Source organism: Sinorhizobium glycinis, from assembly GCF_001651865.1.
Lineage (GTDB): Bacteria > Pseudomonadota > Alphaproteobacteria > Rhizobiales > Rhizobiaceae > Sinorhizobium > Sinorhizobium glycinis.
In genome coordinates this window covers 45671-69804 of the sequence record NZ_LPUX01000064.1, presented here as the reverse complement: position 1 = coordinate 69804, position 24134 = coordinate 45671, and the positions used below count along the sequence as shown (strand labels likewise).

25 protein-coding genes are annotated in these 24134 nt (G+C 64.0%); 12 read left to right on the top strand and 13 right to left on the bottom strand.

All coding sequences use genetic code 11. The annotated features are described in order from the left end of the window. Nucleotides 1-45 precede the first annotated feature (45 nt). The 4 genes from paaG to AU381_RS20275 all read left to right on the top strand — a co-directional run bounded on the left by paaG (nucleotide 46) and on the right by AU381_RS20275 (nucleotide 3296). Nucleotides 46-840 carry a 2-(1,2-epoxy-1,2-dihydrophenyl)acetyl-CoA isomerase PaaG gene (gene paaG / locus AU381_RS20290; protein WP_064243540.1) on the top strand — a complete coding sequence of 265 codons (795 nt, stop codon included), beginning with the start codon at nucleotides 46-48 and terminating at the stop codon, nucleotides 838-840. Nucleotides 841-854: 14 nt separating this feature from the next. Then, complete coding sequence (gene paaI, locus AU381_RS20285; protein ID WP_425288627.1) at nucleotides 855-1286, top strand: hydroxyphenylacetyl-CoA thioesterase PaaI; 432 nt, start codon at nucleotides 855-857, stop codon at nucleotides 1284-1286. A 32-nt stretch (nucleotides 1287-1318) separates the two neighbouring features. Then, nucleotides 1319-2629: a phenylacetate--CoA ligase PaaK gene (paaK, locus tag AU381_RS20280; RefSeq protein ID WP_064243538.1), complete on the top strand. Its 1311-nt coding sequence runs from the start codon at nucleotides 1319-1321 to the stop codon at nucleotides 2627-2629. A 70-nt stretch (nucleotides 2630-2699) separates the two neighbouring features. After that, on the top strand, nucleotides 2700-3296 hold the full coding sequence (locus AU381_RS20275) for a TetR/AcrR family transcriptional regulator (protein WP_064243537.1): 597 nt from the start codon (nucleotides 2700-2702) through the stop codon (nucleotides 3294-3296). Between the two features lie 30 nt (nucleotides 3297-3326). Here the strand turns inward: AU381_RS20275 and paaZ are convergent, their stop codons facing one another. The 12 genes from paaZ to AU381_RS20215 form a co-directional block, all read right to left on the bottom strand. Then, nucleotides 3327-5384, bottom strand: a complete 2058-nt coding sequence (gene paaZ, locus AU381_RS20270) for a phenylacetic acid degradation bifunctional protein PaaZ (RefSeq protein WP_064244155.1) — start codon at nucleotides 5382-5384, stop codon at nucleotides 3327-3329. 18 nt (nucleotides 5385-5402) lie between these two features. Further along, nucleotides 5403-6158, bottom strand: a complete 756-nt coding sequence (locus tag AU381_RS20265; protein ID WP_064244154.1) for a Phenylacetic acid catabolic protein — start codon at nucleotides 6156-6158, stop codon at nucleotides 5403-5405. A 26-nt stretch (nucleotides 6159-6184) separates the two neighbouring features. After that, entirely contained in the window at nucleotides 6185-7261 is a 1077-nt protein-coding gene (gene paaE / locus AU381_RS20260; RefSeq protein WP_064243536.1) for a 1,2-phenylacetyl-CoA epoxidase subunit PaaE, read from the bottom strand. A gap of 25 nt (nucleotides 7262-7286) precedes the next feature. After that, a complete protein-coding gene (gene paaD, locus AU381_RS20255; protein ID WP_064243535.1) occupies nucleotides 7287-7811 on the bottom strand; it encodes a 1,2-phenylacetyl-CoA epoxidase subunit PaaD in 525 nt (174 codons plus the stop codon). A gap of 15 nt (nucleotides 7812-7826) precedes the next feature. Then, complete coding sequence (gene paaC, locus AU381_RS20250) at nucleotides 7827-8606, bottom strand: 1,2-phenylacetyl-CoA epoxidase subunit PaaC (protein ID WP_064243534.1); 780 nt, start codon at nucleotides 8604-8606, stop codon at nucleotides 7827-7829. Then, nucleotides 8606-8890: a 1,2-phenylacetyl-CoA epoxidase subunit PaaB gene (gene paaB / locus AU381_RS20245; protein WP_064243533.1), complete on the bottom strand. Its 285-nt coding sequence runs from the start codon at nucleotides 8888-8890 to the stop codon at nucleotides 8606-8608. Before paaB ends, paaC begins: the two co-directional genes overlap by 1 nt. 28 nt (nucleotides 8891-8918) lie before the next feature. Beyond that, the gene (gene paaA / locus AU381_RS20240; protein WP_064243532.1) at nucleotides 8919-9920 is read right to left on the bottom strand and encodes a 1,2-phenylacetyl-CoA epoxidase subunit PaaA; all 1002 of its coding nucleotides are present in this window, start codon (nucleotides 9918-9920) and stop codon (nucleotides 8919-8921) included. A gap of 198 nt (nucleotides 9921-10118) precedes the next feature. Next, nucleotides 10119-11006, bottom strand: a complete 888-nt coding sequence (gene paaX, locus AU381_RS20235; protein ID WP_064244153.1) for a phenylacetic acid degradation operon negative regulatory protein PaaX — start codon at nucleotides 11004-11006, stop codon at nucleotides 10119-10121. 259 nt (nucleotides 11007-11265) lie between these two features. After that, nucleotides 11266-11718 (bottom strand): helix-turn-helix domain-containing protein, encoded by a 453-nt coding sequence (locus AU381_RS20230; protein ID WP_064243531.1) that lies wholly within the window; start codon nucleotides 11716-11718, stop codon nucleotides 11266-11268. Between the two features lie 154 nt (nucleotides 11719-11872). Beyond that, entirely contained in the window at nucleotides 11873-12499 is a 627-nt protein-coding gene (locus AU381_RS20225) for a LysE family translocator (protein WP_064243530.1), read from the bottom strand. Next, nucleotides 12496-12969: an Lrp/AsnC family transcriptional regulator gene (locus tag AU381_RS20220; RefSeq protein ID WP_064243529.1), complete on the bottom strand. Its 474-nt coding sequence runs from the start codon at nucleotides 12967-12969 to the stop codon at nucleotides 12496-12498. Before AU381_RS20220 ends, AU381_RS20225 begins: the two co-directional genes overlap by 4 nt. Nucleotides 12970-13011: 42 nt before the next feature. Continuing rightward, nucleotides 13012-14088: a LacI family DNA-binding transcriptional regulator gene (locus tag AU381_RS20215; protein WP_064243528.1), complete on the bottom strand. Its 1077-nt coding sequence runs from the start codon at nucleotides 14086-14088 to the stop codon at nucleotides 13012-13014. A 240-nt stretch (nucleotides 14089-14328) separates the two neighbouring features. Here AU381_RS20215 and AU381_RS20210 point away from each other — a divergent pair, with 240 nt between their 5' ends. The 7 genes from AU381_RS20210 to AU381_RS20180 all read left to right on the top strand — a co-directional run bounded on the left by AU381_RS20210 (nucleotide 14329) and on the right by AU381_RS20180 (nucleotide 22134). Further along, on the top strand, nucleotides 14329-15321 hold the full coding sequence (locus tag AU381_RS20210) for an autoinducer 2 ABC transporter substrate-binding protein (RefSeq protein WP_064243527.1): 993 nt from the start codon (nucleotides 14329-14331) through the stop codon (nucleotides 15319-15321). Between the two features lie 220 nt (nucleotides 15322-15541). After that, nucleotides 15542-17056 (top strand): sugar ABC transporter ATP-binding protein, encoded by a 1515-nt coding sequence (locus tag AU381_RS20205; RefSeq protein ID WP_064243526.1) that lies wholly within the window; start codon nucleotides 15542-15544, stop codon nucleotides 17054-17056. Next, nucleotides 17049-18047 carry an ABC transporter permease gene (locus AU381_RS20200; RefSeq protein ID WP_064243525.1) on the top strand — a complete coding sequence of 333 codons (999 nt, stop codon included), beginning with the start codon at nucleotides 17049-17051 and terminating at the stop codon, nucleotides 18045-18047. Before AU381_RS20205 ends, AU381_RS20200 begins: the two co-directional genes overlap by 8 nt. Further along, nucleotides 18044-19042 (top strand): ABC transporter permease, encoded by a 999-nt coding sequence (locus AU381_RS20195; RefSeq protein WP_064243524.1) that lies wholly within the window; start codon nucleotides 18044-18046, stop codon nucleotides 19040-19042. The genes AU381_RS20200 and AU381_RS20195 overlap by 4 nt, the downstream gene beginning before the upstream one ends. A 2-nt stretch (nucleotides 19043-19044) precedes the next feature. Further along, on the top strand, nucleotides 19045-19893 hold the full coding sequence (locus AU381_RS20190; protein WP_064243523.1) for a sugar phosphate isomerase/epimerase family protein: 849 nt from the start codon (nucleotides 19045-19047) through the stop codon (nucleotides 19891-19893). A gap of 98 nt (nucleotides 19894-19991) precedes the next feature. Then, nucleotides 19992-21437: an FGGY-family carbohydrate kinase gene (locus AU381_RS20185; RefSeq protein WP_064244152.1), complete on the top strand. Its 1446-nt coding sequence runs from the start codon at nucleotides 19992-19994 to the stop codon at nucleotides 21435-21437. Continuing rightward, nucleotides 21430-22134 (top strand): class II aldolase/adducin family protein, encoded by a 705-nt coding sequence (locus AU381_RS20180; protein WP_064243522.1) that lies wholly within the window; start codon nucleotides 21430-21432, stop codon nucleotides 22132-22134. The genes AU381_RS20185 and AU381_RS20180 overlap by 8 nt, the downstream gene beginning before the upstream one ends. 22 nt (nucleotides 22135-22156) lie before the next feature. On the opposite strand, the gene AU381_RS20175 is transcribed toward AU381_RS20180, so the two are convergent. After that, on the bottom strand, nucleotides 22157-22390 hold the full coding sequence (locus AU381_RS20175) for a hypothetical protein (RefSeq protein ID WP_064243521.1): 234 nt from the start codon (nucleotides 22388-22390) through the stop codon (nucleotides 22157-22159). Between the two features lie 557 nt (nucleotides 22391-22947). Here AU381_RS20175 and AU381_RS20170 point away from each other — a divergent pair. Further along, nucleotides 22948-24111: an isovaleryl-CoA dehydrogenase gene (locus tag AU381_RS20170; RefSeq protein ID WP_064243520.1), complete on the top strand. Its 1164-nt coding sequence runs from the start codon at nucleotides 22948-22950 to the stop codon at nucleotides 24109-24111. Nucleotides 24112-24134: the final 23 nt, after the last annotated feature.

Below are 24134 nucleotides of genomic sequence, written 5' to 3'. Positions count from 1 at the left end.
CTCTTTTGTCAGCCGCCAAGCAGGCGTGGCTGCGCTGGAGGAACCATGCCCGACACCGAAACCGTCCTGTCGGCCTTCGCCGATGGAGTCCTTCGCTTGACGCTCAACCGTCCCGACAAGCTCAATGCGTTCAACGAAGAAATGCATCTGGCTCTGCGGGCCGAGCTGGAGCGGGCGCATCAGGATCCTTCGGTCCGTGCCGTGCTCCTGACCGGGGCGGGCCGCGGCTTTTGCGCCGGGCAGGATCTCGGCGACCGCGATCCGCGCCAGAGCGATGGTCCGCCCGATCTCGGGCGAACGATCGAGCTCTTCTACAATCCGTTGATCCGGTTGATCCGCGGCCTTGAGAAACCGGTGGTCTGTGCGGTCAATGGAGCGGCTGCGGGCGCCGGTGCAAATATTGCGTTCGCCTGCGACATCACGCTTGCCGCCCGCTCGGCACGCTTCATACAGGCCTTTGCCAGGATCGGCCTCGTGCCGGATTCCGGCGGTACATGGAGCCTTCCGAGGCTGCTGGGCGAAGCGCGCGCCAAGGCGCTGGCACTGACCGCCGAGCCGCTCGATGCCGAAACCGCGGCGAATTGGGGGCTGATCTGGAAAGCTGTCGACGACGCGGTGCTTCTCGACGAGACAGCGGCGCTCGCCGCCCGGCTCGCCGCGGGGCCGACCAAGGGGCTGGGCCTGACCAAGCGAGCCATCCAGATGGCGGCGACCAATTCTCTCGAAGAGCAGTTGGAGTTGGAGCGCGACCTGCAGCGTGAGGCCGGACGCAGCGCGGATTACGCCGAGGGCGTCGCGGCCTTTCTGGAAAAGCGCAAGCCGGGTTTCACGGGCCGATGACGGAGATGCGCCCAATGACGGCACAGGAGCTTGCCGAAGCCGCAGCCGATGCGATGTGGCGCGAGGACAATGCGTCCCGCCGTCTTGGCATGGTCATCGAGCAGGTGGCGCCCGGAGCGGCCGTTCTTTCCATGGCAGTCCAGGGAGAAATGACCAATGGTCACGGCATCTGCCACGGCGGCTATGTCTTCGCCCTGGCGGATTCGGCCTTTGCCTTTGCCTGCAACAGCTACGATCAGCGCGCCGTCGCCCAGCATTGCTCCATCACCTATATCGCGCCGGCCTTCGCCGGCGACCGGTTGACGGCGACGGCGCGAGAAGTATCCCGGCGCGGCCGCGGCGGCATCTACGACGTCAGCATCAGCAATCAGAAGGGAGAGCATCTGGCCGAATTCCGCGGCCATTCCCGCACCGTCAAGGGGACCCATCTCACGGAGAAGCCCTGAGCCGACCACACGGAGTTCGCAGGAGACATCCCATGGAAGAGCTTTCACCGCGTCCCGGCGAGCTCGAGGCGATCGAAACGGCCTCGCGCGATGAAATCGCGGCGCTCCAGCTCGACCGAATGAAATGGTCGCTGAACCACGCCTATGAACATTCGCTCTTTTACCGCGCCCGCTTCGAGGCGGCCGGCGTTCACCCATCGGATGTGAAGTCGCTTGCCGATATCGCGAGATTTCCATTCACGACCAAGCAGGACCTGAGGGATACCTACCCCTTCGGCATGTTCGCCGTGCCGCGCGAGAGGCTGGCGCGCATACATGCGTCTTCCGGCACGACTGGCAAGCCGACTGTCGTCGGCTATACGCAGAGGGACGTCGACATCTGGGCCGATCTCGTCGCGCGTTCGATCCGCGCCGCGGGCGGGCGCCGCGGCGACCTCGTGCATGTCGCCTATGGCTATGGCCTGTTCACTGGCGGACTCGGCGCCCATTACGGAGCGGAGCGACTCGGATGCACCGTGGTGCCGGTGTCAGGTGGCATGACGGAACGCCAGGTGACATTGATCGAGGACTTCAAGCCCCGCGTCATCATGGTGACCCCGTCCTACATGCTGTCGATCCTGGACGAGTTCCGCCGCCAGGGTTTCGATCCGCGCCAAAGCTCGTTGGCGGTCGGCATATTCGGAGCTGAACCGTGGACCAACGCGATGCGCCAGGAAATCGAGCAATCCTTCGACATGCATGCCGTCGACATTTACGGGCTGTCGGAAGTCATGGGTCCCGGAGTTGCGAACGAATGCGTCGAGACAAAGGACGGCCTGCATGTATGGGAGGATCACTTCTTTCCGGAGATCATCGATCCGGCGACGGGCGACGTTCTGCCCGACGGGAAAATGGGGGAGTTGGTCTTCACCACTCTCACCAAAGAGGGCCTGCCGCTCGTCCGTTATCGGACCCGCGATCTCACCCGGCTGCTGCCCGGCACGGCGCGCTCCATGCGACGGATGGAAAAGATAACCGGCCGCTCCGACGACATGATCATCCTGCGCGGGGTCAACGTCTTCCCGACGCAGATCGAAGAGCAGATTTTGAGATGCCGGGGGCTCGCCCCGCATTTCCAGATCGAACTCAGCCGCAGCGGACGAATGGACACCATGACGGTGCATGTCGAATGCACGGCGGAAGCGGCGGACGAAAATGCGCGCGCCGCCTGCGCCAGGATACTCGCCGATTACATCAAGAGTGTCGTAGGTGTTACGACGACGATCGAGATTCGCGACCCGGGTGCCGTCCCCCGCTCGGAGGGGAAGGCCAAGCGGGTCGTGGATCATCGGCCGAAGGAATGAACCCGCGTGATGCGGGAAGCTTGGCGGCTTCCGTGATCACGGGGGGCACGAACGAGAACGCAGGATCAACATGGCACGAACGCGCGCGGTCGACTTTGAGGAAAAGCAACGCAGCATATTGAGCAATGCGGCTGCAGTCTTCGCCGAACTCGGCATGGAAAAAGCCTCGATGGCGCAGATCGCCTCGCGCAGCAATGTGTCGAAGGCGCTGCTCTATCACTACTATCCGGGCAAGGATGCGCTGATCTTCGATATCATCCGCACCCATCTCGAAGAGCTGGACGCGGGCATAGCGAGCGTCGACCGCCAGGACCTGGGCCCGGAGGAACGCCTGCGAGCCCTGGTGCGGCAGGTGCTCGACAATTACCGCGGCGCCGACAACGAGCACAAGGTGCAGCTCAATGGCACGAGCGCCCTGAGCGCGGAACAGATGGACCATCTGAGAAGCATCGAACGGCGCATCGTCAAACGCTTTGCCAACACGATCGGCGAAATCAATCCGAGCCTCAACGACGAAAAGCCCCTGTTGATGCCCGTCACCATGTCGCTGTTCGGGATGATGAACTGGGTCTATATGTGGTTCCGGCCGGGCGGCCCGATCAGCCGCGACGAGTATGCCGACCTCGCCACCACCTTGCTCCTGGAAGGCGTGAAGGCAGTTCGTTAGCCTTTCGTGCAGGCCCGAGAGGCGATCGCCTCAACTCCGTGTCTTGGCCACCATGGTCAGCACGTCATATTGCGCAACGACCGCGCCGTTCTGGTTGGACACCCGGCAATCCCAGCGGACTTCGCCATGGTCGGCGCCGATGCGTGGGTTGATCTCCTTGCAGGTCAGCCGCACCTGCAGGGTGTCGCCCGGATTGACGGGCGTCAGGAAACGGAGGTTGTCGACGCCGTAATTCGCCAGCACCGGACCGGGCGCCGGATCGACGAAGAGCCCGGCCGCGAACGAGACGATCAGATAACCGTGAGCGACGCGCCCCTCGAAGAACGGGTTGGCCCGCGCCGCTTCCTCGTCCATATGCGCGTAGAAGGTGTCGCCGGTGAAATGGGCGAAATGTTCGATATCCTCGAGCGTCACGGTGCGCGTGCCGGTTACGAGCTGGTCGCCGATGCGCAGTTCGCCAAGCGACTTGCGGAACGGATGCTCGCCGTCGCTGCGGACCTCGGCGTCCGGTACCCAGCGCCCCGTCACCGCCGAGAGCATCGTCGGCGATCCCTGCACGGCGGTGCGTTGCATGTAATGCTTCACGCCGCGGAGGCCGCCGAGTTCCTCGCCGCCGCCGGCCCGCCCGGGGCCGCCATGCACCAGCCCGGGCAGCGGTGAGCCGTGGCCTGTCGAGGTCTTCGCAGTCGTGCGATTGCCGATCAGCACGCGTCCATGGAACGGCGCCATGCCGAGAACGACCTCCTCGGCGAAGGACGCGTCGTTGGTGAACACCGAGGAGACAAGGCTGCCCTTGCCGCGCCGGGCAAGTTCGACCGCCTCTTCGACGGTCTCATAGGGCATGACGGTGCTGACAGGGCCGAAGGCTTCGACGTCGTGAACGGCTTTCGCCCGGAACGGCGCGTCGCAGTAGAGCAGCACAGGATTGAGGAAGGCGCCGATGCGGACATCGCCTGAGACGACGTGCGGATTGTCGGGGTCGCCGGCGACGATTTCGGCGTCCGCCGCAAGATCGCGAATGCGGGCGCGGACCTCTTCGCGTTGCCCGAGGCTCGCGAGAGGTCCCATGCGGACATTCTCGTCACCGGCGGTTCCGAGAGCGGTCCTGGCGAGCCTCTCGCCAAGCGCGGCCACGACGGCATCGCCATAGGCGCGCGGCACCAGCACGCGACGGATGGCCGTGCACTTCTGCCCCGCCTTGACCGTCATTTCCCGAACCACCTCCTTGACGAAAAGATCGAACTCGTCAGTGCCGGGGGCGGCATCGAGACCGAGCATCGAGGCGTTGAGACTGTCCGCCTCCATGGTGAAACGCACCGCGTTTTCGATGATCGCCGGATGGGTCTTCAGTTTGCGGCCGGTCGAGGCCGAGCCGGTGAACGTCACCACGTCCTGTCCATCGAGGTGATCGAGGAGATCGCCGGTCGATCCGCAGATGAGCTGTACGGCACCTTCGGGCAGTAGCCCGGTTTCGGCCATTCGACGGGCAACGAGTTCGGCGAGATAGGCCGTCTGGCTGGCCGGCTTGACGATGGCCGGCATGCCGGCGAGCAAAGTCGGCGCGAGTTTTTCGAGCATGCCCCAGACGGGAAAGTTGAAGGCGTTGATGTGAACCGCGACGCCCTGGAGCGGCGACAGGATGTGGCGGGCCGAAAACGTGCCGTCCCGCGACAGGGTCTCGACGTCGCCGTCGACGAGCACCCGGGTGTTAGGCAGTTCGCGGCGGCCTTTGGACGAGTAGGCAAACAGCGTGCCGATGCCGCCTTCGATGTCGATCCAGCTGTCGGTCCTCGTCGCGCCGGTCGCCGAGGAGAGCGCATAGAACTCTTCCTTCCCGTCCATCAGCGCCTGACCGAGGGATTTCAGCATGGCGGCCCGTTCGTGGAAGGACATGCGCCGCAACGCCGGCCCGGCCTTGTCGCGGCCATAGGCAAGGGCCGCGGAATAGTCGACGCCGGTCGAGTCGATCAGCGCCACAGGGACTCCGGTCGAAGCGTCGAGCAGCATTGCACCTTCTCCCGTGCCGGGAACCCAGGATCCGTAGACGTGGCTTTCGAGCCGGCGAGGCCGGTTTGCCGGAGCGTTCATTTTCATCTCCCTTTCCGGTCAGTTCAGGTTCAATGCAGCGAGCTGCTCGACAAGCGCGGTCTGCCATTCGGCAAGCAAGGCTTCATTCGGCGTATGGCGAAGGCCCAGCCGCGCGAGCATCTCGTAGCGGGCCGAGCCTGCGAGACCGAAACTCGCCGCAACGCGAGGACGCCAGTAGCCGATCGATTCCAAGGCGGTGCGGCGCGTGTCTTCGGACTCGACGATGCGCTGGAGCGCCTCGACACCGAGCGCCGTGTGGTGAGCTTCGCGCGGCAGGATGTCGCGAAAGACCTCGGCGAGCGGCTGGTAGGAGACGCGGGTCGATTCGCGCAGCTGGATCGCGGTCGCCATGCCCATCAGCACGTTCAGGACGACCGCATCCACCCAACCCTCGAGCGGGTAATGGAAGACGGAAAGGCGCATGTCGCCGCCCTGGCGCGCCGCGCCGATATCGGCGCCCCGGGAAAGCCGCGCGTCCCAGGCGTGGTGGACGGCATAGCGCTCGACATCCGCGCCGAACGTACCCATGACGTCGAGGACACGGCCCGCATGGTCGGTCTTCTCGAGCACGATTCGGGCGGCAGCGATGCGCTCCTTGATGCCCGGCGCATCGTTGATGGTGTCGGCGAAACCGGCGGCACCGGCGAGCTCGCTATCGACGAAGCTTGCCATCAGACGCAGCAACTCGCCGCGATAGCGCGGCGGCGCGTTGGCGGGCGAAGTCAGCACGCCTCCTTGCTGGAGGTATTCCTCGATGGGCATCGTTTCGGACATCGGCATCCTCCCTCCGCCGTCGAGCCTCATTGATCGTAGCTGACGACGATCCGGTCGCTCAGCGGATAGCATTGGCAGGTGAGGACATAGCCCTGGCGGACCTCGTAGTCCTCGAGCGCGTGGTTGACTTCCATTTCCGTTTCGCCCTCGAGCACCTTGGCACGACAGGTGGAGCAGACACCGGCCCTGCATGCGAAGGGCGCATCCATCCTGTTCTCGAGCGCCGCCTCGAGAAGCGTCTGCCCCTGTTTCGGCATGTTGAAAATGCGGGTGGCGCCGTCGAGCGTGACGGTTGCCTCGCAGGCGGTGCCGCGCTCCGCCGCCGCAATGCTCTCCACCTTGAGACGAGCGCGGCCCGGTTGCGAGGAGGCGAAGAGCTCGAACTTGATTTGCTCGTCACGCATCCCGTGCCCGCGGAGCGTCGCGGCGACCGCCAGCATCATCGGCTCGGGGCCGCAGATGAAAGCCGTATTGGCCGCCTCGATATCGATCCAGTGCTTGAACAGTGCGGCGCATTTTTCCGCGTCGACGCGCCCCGCGAAGAGATCGATATCCTGGGACTCGCTCTCGAGCACGTGGAGGATGGCGAGCCGGCCGAGATAGATGTTCTTCAGGTCGTCCAGTTCCTCGCGGAACATGATCGAGCCGATCTGGCGATTGGCATAGACGAGCGTGAAGTGCGAGCGCGGCTCGCTGGCGAGCGTCGTCTTGATGATGGAAAGAATGGGTGTGATGCCGCTGCCGCCGGCAAAGGCCAGATAGTTCTTCGCTGCATCCGGCTCGATCGGCGTGAAGAAGGCACCCATCGGCGGCATCGCCTCCAATGTGTCGCCGACGCGCAACGCCTCGTTCGCCCAGGTCGAGAAGCAGCCCCCGTCGACCCGCTTGATGCCGACGCGCAAGACACCTTCGTGCCGTCCGGAGCAGATCGAGTAGGAGCGACGCAGTTCCTCGCCATCGAAGCTGCGGCGGAACGTCAGGTATTGCCCCTGCGTGAAATCGAAGAGGTCGTGGTCGGTGTCCTGCGGCGTCAACGTCACGACCACGGCATCGCGTGTGTCGCGACGGATTTCGGTCACCTGCAGGGAATGGAAACGGGCCATCTGGCGGATCTCGCTGAGCAAGGATTCAGATGCACTTGAAATAATCGAACGGTTCGAGACAGTCGGTGCAGCGGTAGCTTGCCTTGCACGGCGTCGAACCGAACTGGCTGATCTTCTCGGTCTTCGTCGATCCGCATTGCGGGCAGGCGACGATCGGATCGGCGCGGCCCGAGAGCCGCTCGCTACGCTGGCGCAGTACGCCATCGATGGCGGTGCCGTCGGCGGGTGGCGCGATGCCGTAGCGCCGGAGTTTCTCCCGCCCCTCGGCACTGATCCAGTCGGTCGTCCAGGCGGGAGAAAGCTGCCGCTCCAACTTGAGCTTTACGATGCCTTTCTCCCGAAGCGCCCGCTCGATCTCGAGGTTTATCACCGCCGTCGCCGGACAGCCCGAATAGGTGGGCGTCACGGTGACGACCAATCTATCGCCCTCCCACCTGACGGCGCGGATGATGCCGAGGTCGACGACCGAGATCACCGGGATTTCGGGATCCGGCACCTCGCCCAGCCACCGCCAGATTTCCGCGGTTGAGGGCAGCGTCGCGGTCGCCATGGCCAACTTCCTCCCCTACCACGTGGCGCCCGGATAGGCGCGCTGGAGGAACTGCATTTCGGCAAGGATAAAGCCCATATGCTCGGTATGGACCCCACGCTTGCCGCCCCTCTGCATGTAGCCGTCGGCCGGCTTCTTCAACGTTGCCTCGGTGAGGGTCTCGCCGACCACGCCGTCCCATTCCGCTTTCAGGCTTTCCGGAGCGGGGCCAAGACCCGCCGCGGCGAGTTCTTCATCGGCCGCGTCGCCGATGAAAAGCTCTCCGGTATAGGGCCAGAGATCGTCGAGCGCCTCCCGCATGCGGCGGTGGCTTTCTGCCGTCCCGTCGCCGAGTCGGATGACAAGATCGCGGCTGCGGTCGAGGTGATAGGCGACCTCCTTGGCGGCCTTTTCGGCGATATCGGCGATCCGCTTGTCGGCGGAGGAGCGCAGCGCTTGCAGCATCGACAAATGCCAGGCGTCGAACAGGAACTGGCGCATCAGCGTCTTGCCGAAGTCGCCGTTCGGGCGCTCGACGAGAAGCACGTTGCGGAACTCCGTCGCGTCGCGCAGATAGGCGAGGTTATCGGCTGTGCGGCCCTTGCCCTCCATCTCGCCTGCGAGGCCGAGCCACAGCTGGGTCTGGCCGATCAGGTCGAGGGCGGTGTTGGCAAGGGCGATGTCCTCCTCCAGCGCCGGGGCGTGGCCGCACCACTCCGACAGGCGATGGCCGAGGATCAGGGCGTTGTCACCCATGCGCAGCAGGAATTCGAAAAGCGCGGCCTGATCGACAGTCGGGAAGGGGGCGCTGCTCATCACATGTGCCCCACTTCCTCGGGAACGTCGAAGAACGTCGGATGGCGATAGACCTTGGAGTTCGACGGATCGAACAGCGGCCCTTTCTCGGAGGGTACGCTGGCGGTGATGTCGGTCGATCGCACGACCCAGATGCTGACGCCCTCGTTGCGGCGGGTATAGACGTCGCGGGCATTGTGGATCGCCATTTCCGCATCGGGCGCGTGCAGGCTTCCGACGTGGCGGTGATTCAGGCCGTGCTGGCCTCGAATGAAGACCTCCCAAAGGGGCCACTCGCTTGACATCGGCATTCCTCCTGCTGGACGCCTCGTTCTAGCCTGCGGCCTGTCCCGCGGTCCGGCGTTGTTCGGCTTTGGTGGCGTGAGCGGCCAGTCCCTCGCGGAACCAGGCTCCGTCGTCCCAGGCTTTCCGGCGCGCCCCGAGCCGCTCGGCGTTGCAGGGGCCGTTGCCGGCGATCACCTCGAAGAACTCCTTCCAGTCCGGCTGGCCGAAATCGTAGCCCCCCTTCGCCTCGTTCCACTTCAGCTCCGGATCGGGGACCGTCAGGCCGAGATAGTCGGCCTGCGGCACGGTCTGGTCGACGAACTTCTGACGGAGTTCATCATTCGAGTTCTGCTTGATCTTCCAGGCCATCGATTGTGCCGAATGAACCGAGGCATCATCCGAAGGGCCGAACATCATGAGTGACGGCCACCACCAGCGATCAAGAGCATCCTGGACCATCGCCTTCTGCGCCGGCGTGCCCTTCACCATCTTTGCGAGGACGTCGAAGCCCTGTCGCTGATGGAAGCTTTCCTCCTTGCAGATTCTGACCATGGCGCGCGCGTAGGGCCCGTAGGAACAGCGCTGCAGCGGCACCTGGTTCATGATCGCGGCGCCGTCGACGAGCCAGCCGATGGCACCGATGTCCGCCCAGGAGAGTGTCGGATAATTGAAGATCGAGGAATACTTGGCCTTGCCGCAGTGCAGTTGTTCATACATCTCGTCGCGGCTGATCCCGAGCGTCTCGGCGGCGCAATAGAGGTAGAGGCCATGGCCGGCTTCGTCCTGGACCTTGGCGAGCAGGATCGCCTTGCGCTCCAGCGTCGGCGCGCGGGTGATCCAGTTGCCTTCCGGCAGTTGCCCGACGATCTCCGAATGGGCGTGCTGGCTGATCTGCCGGACCAATGTCTTGCGGTAGCCCTCCGGCATCCATTCCTTGGGCTCGATCTTCTGTCCCGCGTCGATCCGTTCCTGAAAGGCACGCTCCTGGGGTTCCATGTCCTCGAGCGACTTGACGCAGGCGCCATCGGTTTTGACCATCTGTGCGTACATCATTCGCCTCCTGCTTCGCCTTCGCGGCCATGATGCGAATTACTGACCGACCGATCGGTCACTTATCTAGCGCAGTAGACGTCACAGATCAATGCGCATTTTGCATATTTTTGTGATGTTTCGTCATTCGCGCAAGAAAGCTTAGCACAAATGCACCTGAACGGCCCGAAAAACGGCCCTGCGAGCTTGGTTCCGAGCTTAGAGGGCCTGCGTTTCGAGCAGCGACAGACGCTTCCTCGTGTCCTCGGTTACGGCACTGAGCGCACCGGAACCGCTGATGAATGTGCGCGCGATGTGGTCGTCGGCGGCGGGAGACAAGTGCCGGTAAAGCGTGGCAAAGAGACGGCGTGCCTCGCGGCCGGGCCAATCCTCCGGCAAGGCAGCGGCGGGCAAGCGAGGGTCATTGAGCAGCACGCTGCGGAAGCGGTGGATCAGAAGGAGCCGCATCGTGAGCGCCGTGGCCGGAGCAAGGGAGCGCTTCTCCGCCAGACGGGCCACGGGAGCGAATTGTTGGAGGAACGTGCGATAGGCGGCGGCGTGGGGCGCGAGGTCCCAGTATGCCCTTACGAAAGCGGCAAGTGCCTTTGGATCGGGCGAGTCGGCACGAAGGATGAGCCCGCCGGCCAATGGGGGTGCCTGCCTTGCCGGCCCAATTGCCAAGCGTGGGTCCAGACGCGCATAGCCGGCACGCTCCAGAGCCTGCATCGTTTCCTCCGCTTCAGCGCCGGCCAGATGCACAAGCTGCCAGTTCTCCTCCTGGGCGCCGCTGAAAATGATCCGTGCAGCGGCAGCGAACTCGCTGCCGGCGGCCTTCGAAAGCCGATAGTAGCTGCGTCGGCCCGCCCTCTCGCCCAGCAACTGACCGGCGGCAACGAGCCGCGAAACGGCCGTCCGCACCAGCGTTTCGCTGATGCCGACGGCGGCGCAGGTCTCGATCAGGTTGCCGATCCACACGACGCCGCCCCGAGGCTCCACAACGTCTCCATAGATCGTCACGATGAAACCGGCCGCCTTCAGGGGCGTCTGAACGAGGATGCTTTCGACGAGTTCAGCGATGCGATCGTCTGCCCCTTTGCCTGCTGCCATCGCTCGACTCGCCTCGCCTCCACGCCGCCTGCCGCCTTCATCACTTTTCACGGGCAGCGGCAGAACACAATCAAGATTGGCGCTGGCGATCGCGGGGTTCTGGATGATGAGCCATTTTGCCCTCTGCTTCAGACGTCCGCTCATTCGTGGAGAGCGGCAACTGGCTCGGCATTGTCGCCCAGAGGCTTGTGGGGGCCGCGTGAGGCGAAAGGGACCGATCGGCCCCATGCTCATACGACGACCGGGATCTTCCTACGCCTCAACCATGCAGAGGTTCCGCCTGGCGGGCTGCCGACGGCACGGCCGCCTGTTCCGTTTCGCCCGAATGCGCCATGGCGGCGACGAGAGCGATGATCTTCTTCCGCAACACCGGATCGGCGATCTTCAGGAAGGCCCTGTTGAGGGCGATACCTTCCTTCGAAGCGACGAAGGAAGAGATTTCGTGCGACTCACTAACGTCGGCCGCAGTTTCGCGCGCCTGGGGATTCTCGTCCTGCTGGAAGAAAAAGCTTGGATGCACGCCGAGAATATCGGCGATCGCCTGCAACCGGCTTGCGCCGATCCGGTTCGTGCCCTTCTCGTATTTCTGCACTTGCTGGAACGTGATGCCGAGGCCGTCTGCAAGTTTTTCCTGGCTCATTCCGACCATTAACCTGCGCATGCGGACGCGTGAACCGACGAAGGTATCGATCGGATTGGGATTCTTCTTCATCTGCGATTCTCCTCGCGATCTTTCGCCTCAGTTATATATAAGTTTGCTCGAATAGGCGAGCGGATGCAATCACTGCGCGCTAAATTCTCTGGTTGAAATGGCGCTTTTGCGGCAGGGTTCGGGGGCAGCGTCAGCAAGCTGACAAATGAGGCAACTACTCGGCCAGACCGGCAGCCGCCGAGGCAAGGGCGGCGAGGCCGAAAGCGATCAGCAGCAGGCCGGAAAGCCGCGACGTCCAGGCGGCGAAACCGTCAGGCAGCCTGGTCTTCGCGAGCGTGACGCCGCCGCTCAGGAGAAACCACCAGCCGAGCGACCCGAGGAAGACGCCGGCGACGACGATCGCCGCGCTCGCCCCATCGCCGACGGCCGCAAGGCCGAGGCCCGCGAAGATCGCGGCGAAAGTCAGGATGGTCGTAGGGTTCGCCATCGTCAGCAGGAAGGTCGCGGTCGTCGTGTGCAGCAGGTCACGCGCGCCGATCTCGGCTGGCGCCGCGACCGGCTGGGGGCTCAATCCGCGCCAGCCGAGCCAAAGCATGAAGGCACCGCCGACGAGGCCGAGCGGAATCGAAAGCGTCGACAGAAACGTCGCAAACGCCGCAAAGCCGGCCGCCGCCATCATCGCGTAGGTTGCATCGGCAAGCGCCGTCCCGAGACCGCCTGCGACGCCGGCCCAGAAACCGCGTTCCAGCGTACGGCTGATGCAAAGCGCGCCGATCGGACCGAGCGGTGCCGCAATGGCAAGCCCGAGGAGCAGTCCTTTTGCGAAGAGCAACGCGGTCATCCTCTGTCTCGCTTTCCTCCGTCCGGCGCGGGCAAGGTGACGGAGCGCTCCGCGGCGGTGGAAAGCGCGATGACGGTCTCGCTCCGGGCGAGATAGCGGCGCGCCTTCAGTTCCGACAGAAAGGGCTCGATATCGCCGAGCGTCGGCATGCGCACCTTGGCGCAATAGGACCAGGCGCCGGTCACGTGATGGCATTCCGCAACCGCAGGGTGGGAGGCGATGAAGCTGCGGAACTCGCCCTCGTCGGCATCGTTTGCCAGGGCGATCCAGACGAAGGCGAGCACGTCGAAGCCGAGGATCCGGTGGTCGACGTCAAGCGTGAAGCGGCGGATGACGCCGCTCGCCGTCAGACGGCGGATGCGTTCGTTGACCGCCGACGGTGAGAGGTCCACCGCCGCGCCAATATCGGTCAGCGAAGCGCGGGCGTCGTCGGCGAGTATTCCAACGATTTTTCTGTCTGTGATGTCCATCACAGAAAAATACAGCGTATCAATGGCGATGTACAGGGATAATTAAGGCTTTCCCCGCGGCAGATCGATGTCCTTCAGGGCGTCGAGCGGCCCCGTCAGTGCCGTCCTCGGTGGCACGAGTTCCGGCTCGACGAGATGTATTCGCGGTGCCGCCCGAGGTTGCTCGATCACTTCGAAGGCCTTGGCGATCATCCCTTCGACATCCTGCCGGATCATGATGACGGGGAAGGGGAGGAAGGAGGCGAAGGGATCGTAGTCGTAACAGCCGACGACGAGGTCTGTGAAGTTGTCGTGCGGATGCTCGGCCATGAAGCGCAACAGGCCCTCGAAGTTGATCGACGAGTTCACGAAGAGCCCGCGGGGGAGCTTGCCGCAACGGGCGTAAAAGGCCTCGAATGCTTTTCGCGCGTTGTTCGCGGCGTAGCCGGTCGGCTGAATGCATTCGTCCGGATCACCCCCGAGCAATTCCTTTTTGACGGCCCGGAAGCCGCGGATGCGCTCGTGGCTCGCATGATCGTTGCGGCCGCCGAACAGATAGAGATCGTTCGGCCCGAGCGGGCGGTCGGTTGGAAAATGGCGGATGATCGCCTCGGTCAGGATCCGCCCGCCCTCGAAATTGTCGCTGATGACGGACGGAACCTTGGTGCCGGGCAGGTCGATATTGATGTGCTTCAGCCCGGCCGCTTCGCAAACTTCATGCACCCCGTCCGGGTCCGTTGCGCCGCAGATGAACAACTCGTCGATGGAATAGGAGATCAGCGTTGCGGCCGTCTTGCGCTCCTCCTCCGGGTCGCGGCTGGCGCTGACGACGATCGGGCATTGGCCCTTGCTGCGCACATGCGCCTCGAAGGTCTGGGCGAGAGAGGAGAAATAACGGTTGTCATGCACGGGCAGGAGCAGCCCGACGAGGCCCGAGCGAGAACTGCGCAACCCGCGTGCCTGGCGGTTCGCCGTATATTGGTGGGTCTCGGCGAGGCTGCGGATGAACTCGGCAGTGCTTTCCTTGATGCGGCGCTTGCGCCACGTGCCGTTCAGCACCGCGCTCACCGTCGAGGGCGAGCTGCCGGAGAGCACCGAGAGATCGTAGATCGTCGCCTTTTTCTTGCCGCTGTTCGCCATCTGAGCCCTCTCGAATCTCTTAGAGCCGATTTCCGCTTGACGAAAGATTAAGTCTGCAGGATAGTCTTTGCACCATCGATTGTGCAAATAAGAAATATCGATTGTGCAGGTCTTTGGGTCGTCTGAGGAGGCGGCGGTCAGCGGCGGGAAACTCGCTTCTCGTCATGGAGGATTGAAACTGGAGGCCGGCGCGTCAGCGCCCGGGAGAGTTCCCGTTGCGGGAACCTGTGGAGGAGAGACATGTTCAAGACATTTCTTGCTGCCGCTCTGGCGGCTTCGCTTTCGCTCGCCGGTGCCTTTTCCGTCGCGGCGCAGGAAGCGCCGAAGGTCGGCGTCGTCGTGAAGATCGGCGGCATCCCGTGGTTCAATGCCATGGAGGTCGGAATCAAGGAACGCGGCCAGAAGCTCGGCCTCGATGCCTTCATGGTCGGCCCGACCAGCGCCGACCCAGCACTACAGGTCCGCGCCATCGAGGATCTGATCGCCCAGGGCGTGAAAGTCATCGGCGTGGTGCCCAATGACGCCAAGGTGCTGGAGCCGGTCCTCACCAAGGCCAAGGAAAAGGGCATCATCGTGATCACCCATGAGTCGCCGAGCCAGAAAGGGGCCGACTGGGATTTCGAGCTTGCTTCATCTCAGGGTTTCGGCGAGGCGCACGGCAAGCTTCTGGCCGAGAAGATGGGCGGCAAGGGCGAATATGCGGTCTTCGTCGGATCGCTGACCGTGCCGCTGCACAACGCCTGGGCGGACGCTGCGATCGCCTATATCAAGAAGAACTACCCCGAGATGACTTTGGTCGGTGAACGCTACGGCGTTGCCGAGGACGTCGACAAGAGCCGCTCGACCGCCCTCGACCTGATCTCCGCCCATCCGAACCTAAAAGGCTTCCTGGCCTTCGGCAGCCAGGGTCCGATCGGCGCCGGCCGCGCCATCGAAGAACGCCGCAAGGTGGGCCAGATCTTCGTTCTCGGGCCATTCTCGCCCGGACAGGGCCAGAAGCTGGTGAAGTCCGACGCGATCTCCGGCGGCTTCATGTGGAACCCGAAGCAGGCCGGCGAAGTCTTCGTGACGATGGCCGATAAGCTCCTCAAGGGCGAGGAGATCAAGGACGGCGACGAGATAGAAGGCCTGGGCGTGGTTCATCCGGACTTCCAGAACCGCAACATCATCGTTGACCAGCTCGTGCCCATCAACAAGGACACGGTCGCCGATCTCGCCGCTATGGGTCTCTGATAGTGGTTCCTGGCGGGATGCCGCGCCGTGCATCCCGCCTACAGCGCCGCGCGTAATGAGACGCGCAAAGGTCGCTGTAGCACTTAGAATTGCCGCATGTCTTTGTCCTCGAATCGGGGTCGATTTGAGGAGACATGCGGACGGGTTCTCCCGGCTGCTGGGCCGGCTCCGGCCGGCCTGGCAAGTCTCATGAAACGAAGTTTCGACAGGCGCAGGGTTCATGCATCAGGCAACGAGCGCGACGGTCGGCGAAAAGCCGCTTCTGTCCCTTCGCAACATCAACATGACCTTCGGCGGCGTCAAGGCGCTGAAGAATGTGAGCTTCGAGGGGCGTCCGGGTGAGGTGCATTGTCTCGCAGGCGAGAACGGCTGCGGCAAGAGCACGCTGATCAAGGTGATCACCGGCGTCTATCGCCCCGCGGACGGGGCGGTCATCGAATATGACGGCGAGATCTATTCGCACATGTCGCCGGTCACCGCCCAGGACCGCGGCATCCAGGTGATCTGGCAGGATCTGGCGCTTTTCCCGGAAATGAGCGTCGCCGAGAACATCGCCTTCCACGAGGTCCTCGGTCGCCGGCCGCGCCTCGTCGACTACAATCGCATGCGGCGGATCGCCATCGACGCGCTCGCCCGTCTCGGCGTCACGCTCGACGTCGAGCTCCCCCTCAAGGAATACGCGATCGCCCAGCGCCAGATCGTCGCGATCGCCCGGGCCCTTATCGGCGAGGCGAAGCTCGTCTTCATGGACGAGCCGACGGCATCGCTGACGCAGTCGGAGACCGACCATCTTCTCGAGATCGTCCGCACGCTTTCAGCCTCCGGCGTTGCCGTCGTCTTCGTCAGCCACCGCCTGGCCGAGGTGCTGGAGATTTCGAGCCGCATCACGGTACTGCGCGACGGCGCGCTGGTCGGGGTCTATCCGGCCGCCGGCATGACGCAGTCGCGCATCACGGAACTGATGACCGGCAAGACCTTCGACCAGCACGTCCGCGCCCGCCCGAGGGACGATCAGCCGGTGGTGCTCGAGGTTCGCGGGCTGACGCGACCGGGCCAATTCGAGGATATTTCTCTGACCGTCCGCCGCGGCGAAACCGTCGGTATCACCGGCCTGCTCGGGGCGGGGCGGACCGAGCTGGCGCTCGCCCTGTTCGGCATGCTGAAGCCTGCCTCGGGGGCGATCAGCATCGAGGGCAAGGAGGTCCGCTTCGGCTCGAACCGCGACGCGATCAAGGCGGGTGTCGCCTATCTCTCGGAGGACCGGCTGTCGCTGGGGCTCATCCAGCCGCAGGCGATTGCCGACAATCTGGTGATCGCCTCGTTGCGCAAAATTCTCTCCGGAGGGCTTCTTTCGGAGGATCGCAAGCGCAGCCTCGTGTCCCGCTGGATCGCCGATCTCGGCGTCAGGATCGGCCGCCAGGCGGATGCGATCTCGACGCTTTCCGGCGGCAACCAGCAGCGCGTCGCGATCGCCAAATGGCTCGCTACCGACCCGAAGCTCCTCATCCTCGACTGCCCCACCGTCGGCGTCGATGTCGGCGCCCGCGCCGGGATCTTCGACATCGTTGCCAGGCTCGCCGAGAGCGGGCTGGCGATCATCCTGATCTCCGACGAGGTGCCGGAGGTCTATTTCAATGCCGACCGGGTGCTGCATATGGCGCAGGGTCGCATCGTCGGCACCTATGACCCGCGCCAGGCGCGCCTGGAGGAGATCGAGGCCGCCGTCTATGCGTAGCTTGATCCGCACTCACGCGACCGAGTTCTCGCTGCTGGCGGTGATCGTCATCATCAGCACCGTGCTTTCCGTCGCCACGGCGAACTTCTTCTCGCTCGGCAACGCCTTCGACCTCCTGAACATCAGCGCCGTCAACATCATCTTCGCCGTCGGTCTCCTGGTGGTGCTGATCGCCGGCGGCATCGACATCTCCTTTGCCGTCGCCGCTTCCGTCGTCCAGTATTGTACGGCGATCGCGCTCGGCTGGATCGGCGGAGGCGGCTGGATCTCCGGGCTCCTGATCGCCGGCTCGCTCGGTGTGCTGCTCGGCTGCCTCAACGCCTTTCTGATCCACCGCTTCCGGATCATCTCGATCGTCGCGACGATCTCCACCTTCAACATCTATTTCGGGCTGCTGATGTTCTTCACCAGGGGCGTGTCGATCTACGACCTGCCCGAATGGCTGACCGACCGCGTCATTCTCTTCGAGCAGGAGATGCCGGACGGCACCTGGATCGAGATCACGCTGCCGGTTCTCGTCATGGTGATCTGCGTCGTCGCCACCTGGATGCTGATCACCCGCACCACGATCGGCCGGCAGCTTTACGCCTTCGGCGACAATCCGGAGGGGGCGCGCCGCTTCGGCATCAATATCGGCGCGATGCAGTTCATCGCCTTCGGCTGGCTCGGCCTGATGGCCGGCATCGGCGGGCTCATCCAGGCGCATTATGCGCAGGAGGTGGTGCCGAACGCGCTCTACGGCCGCGAGCTCGACGTGCTTGCGGCGGTCGTGCTCGGCGGGGCCCGCCTCGGCGGCGGAAAGGGTTCGGTGCTCGGCTGCGTGCTCGGCGTGCTGTTGATCTCGATTACCCAGAACGGCCTCAACCTGATGGGCGTCTCCCCCTTCGCCTTCAAGATGATCGTCGGCGCCATCATCCTCGTCGCCATCACGCTTTCCAACACCCGGATAGAGCGTCTGCTGCCTTTCGTCGGACGGGGGGCGGGACGATGATCTCGATCCTCGAACGCGTCAAAACCGCCCTGGGACCCGAGATGGCCGGTCCCGGCCTCGCCTTCGTCGCCGTCGTCCTCGTCTTCGGCATTGCCTCGCCGCAGTTCCTGAGTGCCGCGACCTTCGGTTCCGTCGCCTTCCAGCTTCCGGAACTCGGCCTGCTGACGCTAGCCATGCTGCTGCCTATCCTTACCGGCGGCCTCAATCTGGCGATCACCTTTACGGCGAACATCGCCGGGCTGACGGTCGCCTGGGTCCTCAGGGAAAATGGCGGCGTCGACGCCGGCATCGGTATCTTCATCGCCGGCTGCCTGCTGGCGCTGATGGTCGGCGCGGCGAGCGGCGTCGTGATGGGGCTGGTGATCGCCTTTACCCGCGCCCATCCGATCCTCGTGTCGCTCTCGATGATGATCTTTCTGCGTGGGCTCGGCGAGTTTTTGACGCGCGGCGGCGATATTTCCGGCTTCCCCGCCTTCATGGGGCCGATCGGCCATGGCTCGATCGCCGGTATCCCCGTGCCGCTCATCGTCTTCATCGCCTGCGTGCTCGGCTGGCACGTGCTGCTCGGCCGCACCAAGCTGGGCTTCAACACCTATATGATCGGCTCGAACCTCGAGGCGACCCGCTATTCCGGCATCAATACGCGCAAGGCGATCGTGCTCGTCTACACGCTCTCCGGCGTCATGTGCGCCATCGCCGGCATCATCATGCTGGCACGGTTCAATTCGGTGCGCATCGGCCACGGTGAGTCCTACCTGCTGATCACCGTGCTTGCCTGCTTCCTCGGCGGCGTCAATCCGTTCGGCGGCTTCGGCCGGGTCATCCCGGTCTTCGTGGCGCTGGTCGTGCTGCAGCTTCTCTCGTCCGGGCTCAATCTCATCGGAGCCAACCAGCATCTTGCAACCGCCGTCTGGGGCATCCTGCTCGTCGGCGTGATGATCCTTCGATGGGTCGCTTCCAGGATCAAGATTTCAATCGTCAGAAGAGGATCATGACCATGCAGGGTTTTGGCGTCCATACGAGCATGTGGACCATGAACTGGGATCGGCCGGGTGCCGAGCGGGCCGTCGCGGCCGCGATCAAATATAAGGTCGATTTCATCGAGATCCCGATGCTCAATCCGCCGGCCGTCGACACGGAACACACCCGTGCGCTGCTCGAGAAACACCGGCTGCGCGCGCTCTGCTCGCTGGGCCTGCCCGAGCGCGCCTGGGCATCGGTGCGCCCGGACGCGGCGATCGACCACCTGAAGGTGGCGATCGACAAGACTGCCGATCTCGGCGGCGAGGCGCTTTCCGGCGTGATCTATGGCGGTATCGGCGAGCGGACCGGCGTGCCGCCGACCGAAGCGGAATACGACAATATCGCCCGCGTGCTGACGGCAGCCGCCAAGCACGCCAGGTCGCGCGGCATCGAACTCGGCGTCGAAGCCGTCAACCGCTATGAGAACCACCTGATCAATACCGGCTGGCAGGCGGTGCAAATGATCGAGCGGGTCGGCGCCGACAACATCTTCGTGCACCTCGACACCTACCACATGAACATCGAGGAGAAGGGCGTCGCCAACGGCATCCTCGATGCCCGAGAGCACCTGAAATATATCCATCTGTCGGAGAGCGACCGCGGCACGCCCGGATATGGCACCTGTGACTGGGATGAGATTTTCGCGACGCTCGCGGCGATCGGCTTCAAGGGCGGGCTTGCCATGGAAAGCTTCATCAATATGCCGCCGGAAGTGGCCTACGGCCTTGCCGTCTGGCGTCCGGTCGCGAAGGACGAGGAGGAAGTGATGGGCAACGGCCTGCCTTTCCTGCGCAACAAGGCCAGGCAATATGGCCTGATCTGATGAGCCAGAACGGCGGGCAGGCTCGGTCTGGCCGCGCGCGGCCCTCGAAGGAACAGGAGGTGGAGGCGGTGGTGAGCGATCGAGGGAAGGACGCGGCGATGATCGCCGTCCTCGACGTCGGCAAGACCAATGTCAAGCTCAGCGCCGCCGCGGCGGACGGCACGATCGTCGAGACGCTCAGCGTTCCCAACCCTGTTCGGCCGGGTCCGCCCTGGCGTCATCACGATCTCCAGAGCTTGGGTGAGTGGGTTTTCGATACTCTCGCGGCTCTGTCGCGGCGCTACGATCTCGCCGCCCTGGTGACGGCGGGGCACGGCTCCGGCGGTGTGCTGACCGGCGCCGACCCGGATGCCGGCGATGGTGCCGTGCTGCCGATGATCGACTACGAGCAGCCGCTGCCGGACGACATCCGCGAGGCCTATGCGCCGTTCGCCGGTACCTTTCTCGACCGCGGCAGTGCCACGATGCATGGCGCGACGCATCAGGCCCGCCAGCTCTATTGGATGGCACAGCGCGAGCCAGGCGCCTTTGCCAAGGCTCGCTGGTATCTCGGCCTGCCGCAATATTGGGCCTGGCGGCTTTCCGGCGTCGCAGCTTCGGAAGCGAGCTTTCTCGGCGCCCAGTCGCATCTCTGGAACGTCGCGGAAGGGCGCTGGGCGCCGATCGTCAGCGCCCGCGGCTGGGAGCACCTGATGCCGCCCTTCGCCAAGGCCTGGCATGCGCTTGGGCCTGTCCGGCCCGAACTTGTCAAGCGCTTCGGGTTGCCGAATGGTCTGTCTGTGTTGACGGGCGGCCATGACAGCAGCCTCAATCATTATCGCTATCATGCCGCAGGCCTGCGGGACTTCACGGTGATCTCGACGGGAACCTGGATCGTCGGCTTTTCCGGTTCGACACCGATCGAGCGGCTCGACGAGCACCGCGGCATGACCTTGAACAGCGATGTGTTCGGCAAGCCGCTCGGCGGCATCCTGACGATGGGCGGACGGGAGTTCTCCCACATTGCCGGCAAGGACGCTCCGGCAGCGGACGTTCCGGTTGATATTCTAGGCCGCCTCATCAGCGAACGCGTATTCGCCACTCCTTCCTTCGGGGACGACGACGGACTGTTCCCCGGAAGCGCCGGCAGAGGTCGTATTCTTGGCCGATCGGCCGAGACGCCGATGGAGCGCAAGGCCTTGGCCATCCTCTATTGCGCGCTGCTGACGATCGAGTGCCTTGAGGCGCTCGGCGACGACAGCCTCGTGGTCTTGGATGGCAGTTTCTTGCGCGATCCCCTTTACGCGCAGTTGGTGGCGGCAGTGCTTCCTGATCGGCAGGTGCGCGTCAACCTCGATGCCTACGGCGTCGCGGCCGGTGCGGCGCTGCTCGCCGGCGAGGAAACGCGCCGCCGCCCGGCACTGCTTTCCCTTGGCGAGCCGGCCGATCTCACGGCGCTGAAGACCGAACTTCGCGGCTACGCCGCCGATTGGCGCAGCCTTGCCCGCGCCGCGCCGGGCAGGCAAGACGAATTCGAACACACGAAAGGAAGCTTTCATGACTGAAACCGCGACGACCGACAAGCTGGCGCTCCGGCGCGAGATGGTGGACATCTGCCGGCGGATGAACTCGAGCGGCATCAACCAGGGCACGGCCGGCAATCTTTCGGTCCGGGCCGGTGATGGATTCCTGATCACGCCCTCTTCGATGCCCTATGACACGATGCAACCGGAAGATCTGGTCGAGATGGATTTCGACGGGACCTACGCCGGCCATCGGCCGTCGTCGGAATGGCGGTTCCATCGCGATATCCTGCGCGCACGCACCGATATCGACGTCGTGCTGCATTGCCACTCGATCTATGCGACGACGCTTGCCTGCCACCACAAGACCATTCCGAGCTTCCACTACATGACGGGCATTGCCGGCGGCACGACGATCCGCTGCGCCGAATACGCCACCTTCGGAACGCAGGCGCTCTCCGACAACGCGCTCGTCGCGCTCAAGGACCGCACCGCCTGTCTGCTTGGCCAGCACGGCCAGATCTCGCTCGGCAAGACGCTCGAATCGGCGCTCTGGCTCGCGATCGAGGTCGAGACGCTGTCGAGGATCTATGTCCAGGCTCTCACCCTTGGCGAACCGCCGATCCTGCCCGACGACGAGATGGAGCGCGTCATCGCCCAGATGCGCCGCATGAGCTACGGCCAGGCGCCGGATGCGGATGGGGTGAACGATGTTGCCCGCCCGCGCAGCAAGGCGTGAATCTTCCGTCGCGGCCTCGGTATCAGATTATCAACTGCACGATATGAGAGAAGGGTGTCATCGCCCACTTGCCGCTATTATCCTTCGTCGTTCGATAAATGATGAAGTCCCGGCCGACGGTGAACTTTCCGTGCATGGTGATCTCATTACCGGTTGAGAGAATTGCTCGGAGTTCGGTTGCATGACGCTGCTCGATCTGGTCACTGATCAGATCGGCCAGGACCTGATCTGTAATTTCCGGTTTTGCATCAGACATTGGAGGCCACCAATTGTTGCCACACGCAGACTGTGATGGGGCCATAATCCGAGAAAGTAGGCAAGGGCCGCCGCCGATCGCCGGCAACCGGGTGGTCGGCGTGAACCAATCTAGTTGTCCGGAACAATTGCCGGTCTGAGGGGTGGGGCCTCCTCCACTCCCGGATCCAGTGCGAGAAGACTGACCACGAGAGCGACGAGGATACAGATAAGCACGAGGAAGGCTATGCCTGCTTTGTCGGTGCGCTTCGGCATACCCTATATGGAATGTTGAATGTGAGAAATTCGAGGCAAGCCGCGGAATAACTTCGTATCTTTGTCCCCGATGAAGCAGTGGCCGCGCCGGCCACTCGTCCCAGCGGTATACGCCTTACGCCATCAAAGCATCATTGCGCCGCTTTCGCGCCGGCTCCTTTGCAATTCATGCTTGGCCGCCCGGCTCTTTGGAAGGAAATTAGCCGGCGGCGATGTTATCGTTCGTGAGAGGACCGCAGAGCGGTAACATGGGCGACAGCCGATGATGAGGAGATCGTCAGCGGGCGCTGGGAGGAGAATGGGATGTTCGAAGGTGGTTTGAACTTCGCCCTTGGCGAGGAGATCGATGCATTGCGGGACAGCGTGCGCCGCTTCGCGTCCGAGCGGATCGCGCCGCTGGCGGACGAAACGGACCGCAGCAATGCCTTCCCGGCGCCGCTCTGGCGGGAGATGGGCGAACTCGGCCTGCTCGGCATCACTGCCGACGAGGCCTATGGCGGCGCCGGTCTCGGCTATCTCGCCCATTGTGTGGCCATGGAGGAGATCAGCCGCGCTTCCGCTTCGGTGGGCTTGAGCTACGGCGCTCATTCCAACCTCTGTGTCAACCAGATCAACCGCAACGGCAACCCGGCGCAGAAGGCGAAATATCTTCCGAAGCTGATCTCGGGCGAACATGTCGGAGCGCTCGCCATGTCGGAGCCGGGGGCCGGCTCGGACGTCGTGTCGATGAAGCTCAAGGCAGACAAGCGCGGCGACCGCTACGTCTTGAACGGCAACAAGATGTGGATCACCAACGGCCCCGATGCCGATGTGCTTGTCGTCTATGCCAAGACCGACCCTGCGGCCGGGCCGCGCGGTATTACCGCCTTCCTGGTCGAAAGGACCTTCCCCGGCTTCTCGACCGGCCAGAAACTCGACAAGCTCGGCATGCGTGGCTCGAACACGTGCGAGCTCATCTTCCGGGACTGCGAGGTGCCGGAAGAGAACGTGCTCGGCAAGGTCGGCGAGGGCGTCAAGGTGCTGATGTCGGGCCTCGATTACGAGCGCGTCGTGCTTTCCGCCGGCCCGCTCGGCATCATGGCGGCTTGCCTCGATGTCGTCCTCCCCTATCTCCATGAACGTAAGCAGTTCGGCCAGCCGATCGGCGAATTCCAGTTGATGCAGGGAAAACTTGCCGACATGTACGTGACGATGAATGCGGCGCGCGCCTATGTCTATGCGGTGGCGTCGGCCTGCGACCGCGGCGAGACGGCGCGCAAGGACGCTGCCGGCTGCATTCTCTACGCGGCCGAGAAGGCCACCATGATGGCGCTCGAAGCGATCCAGGCGCTCGGCGGCAACGGCTATACCAATGACTATCCGGCCGGCCGGCTGCTGCGCGACGCCAAGCTCTACGAGATCGGCGCCGGCACGAGCGAGATCCGCCGCATGCTGATCGGGCGCGAACTCTTTGCCGAGACGAAATAGCGGGGGACGGAATGAGGAAGGGC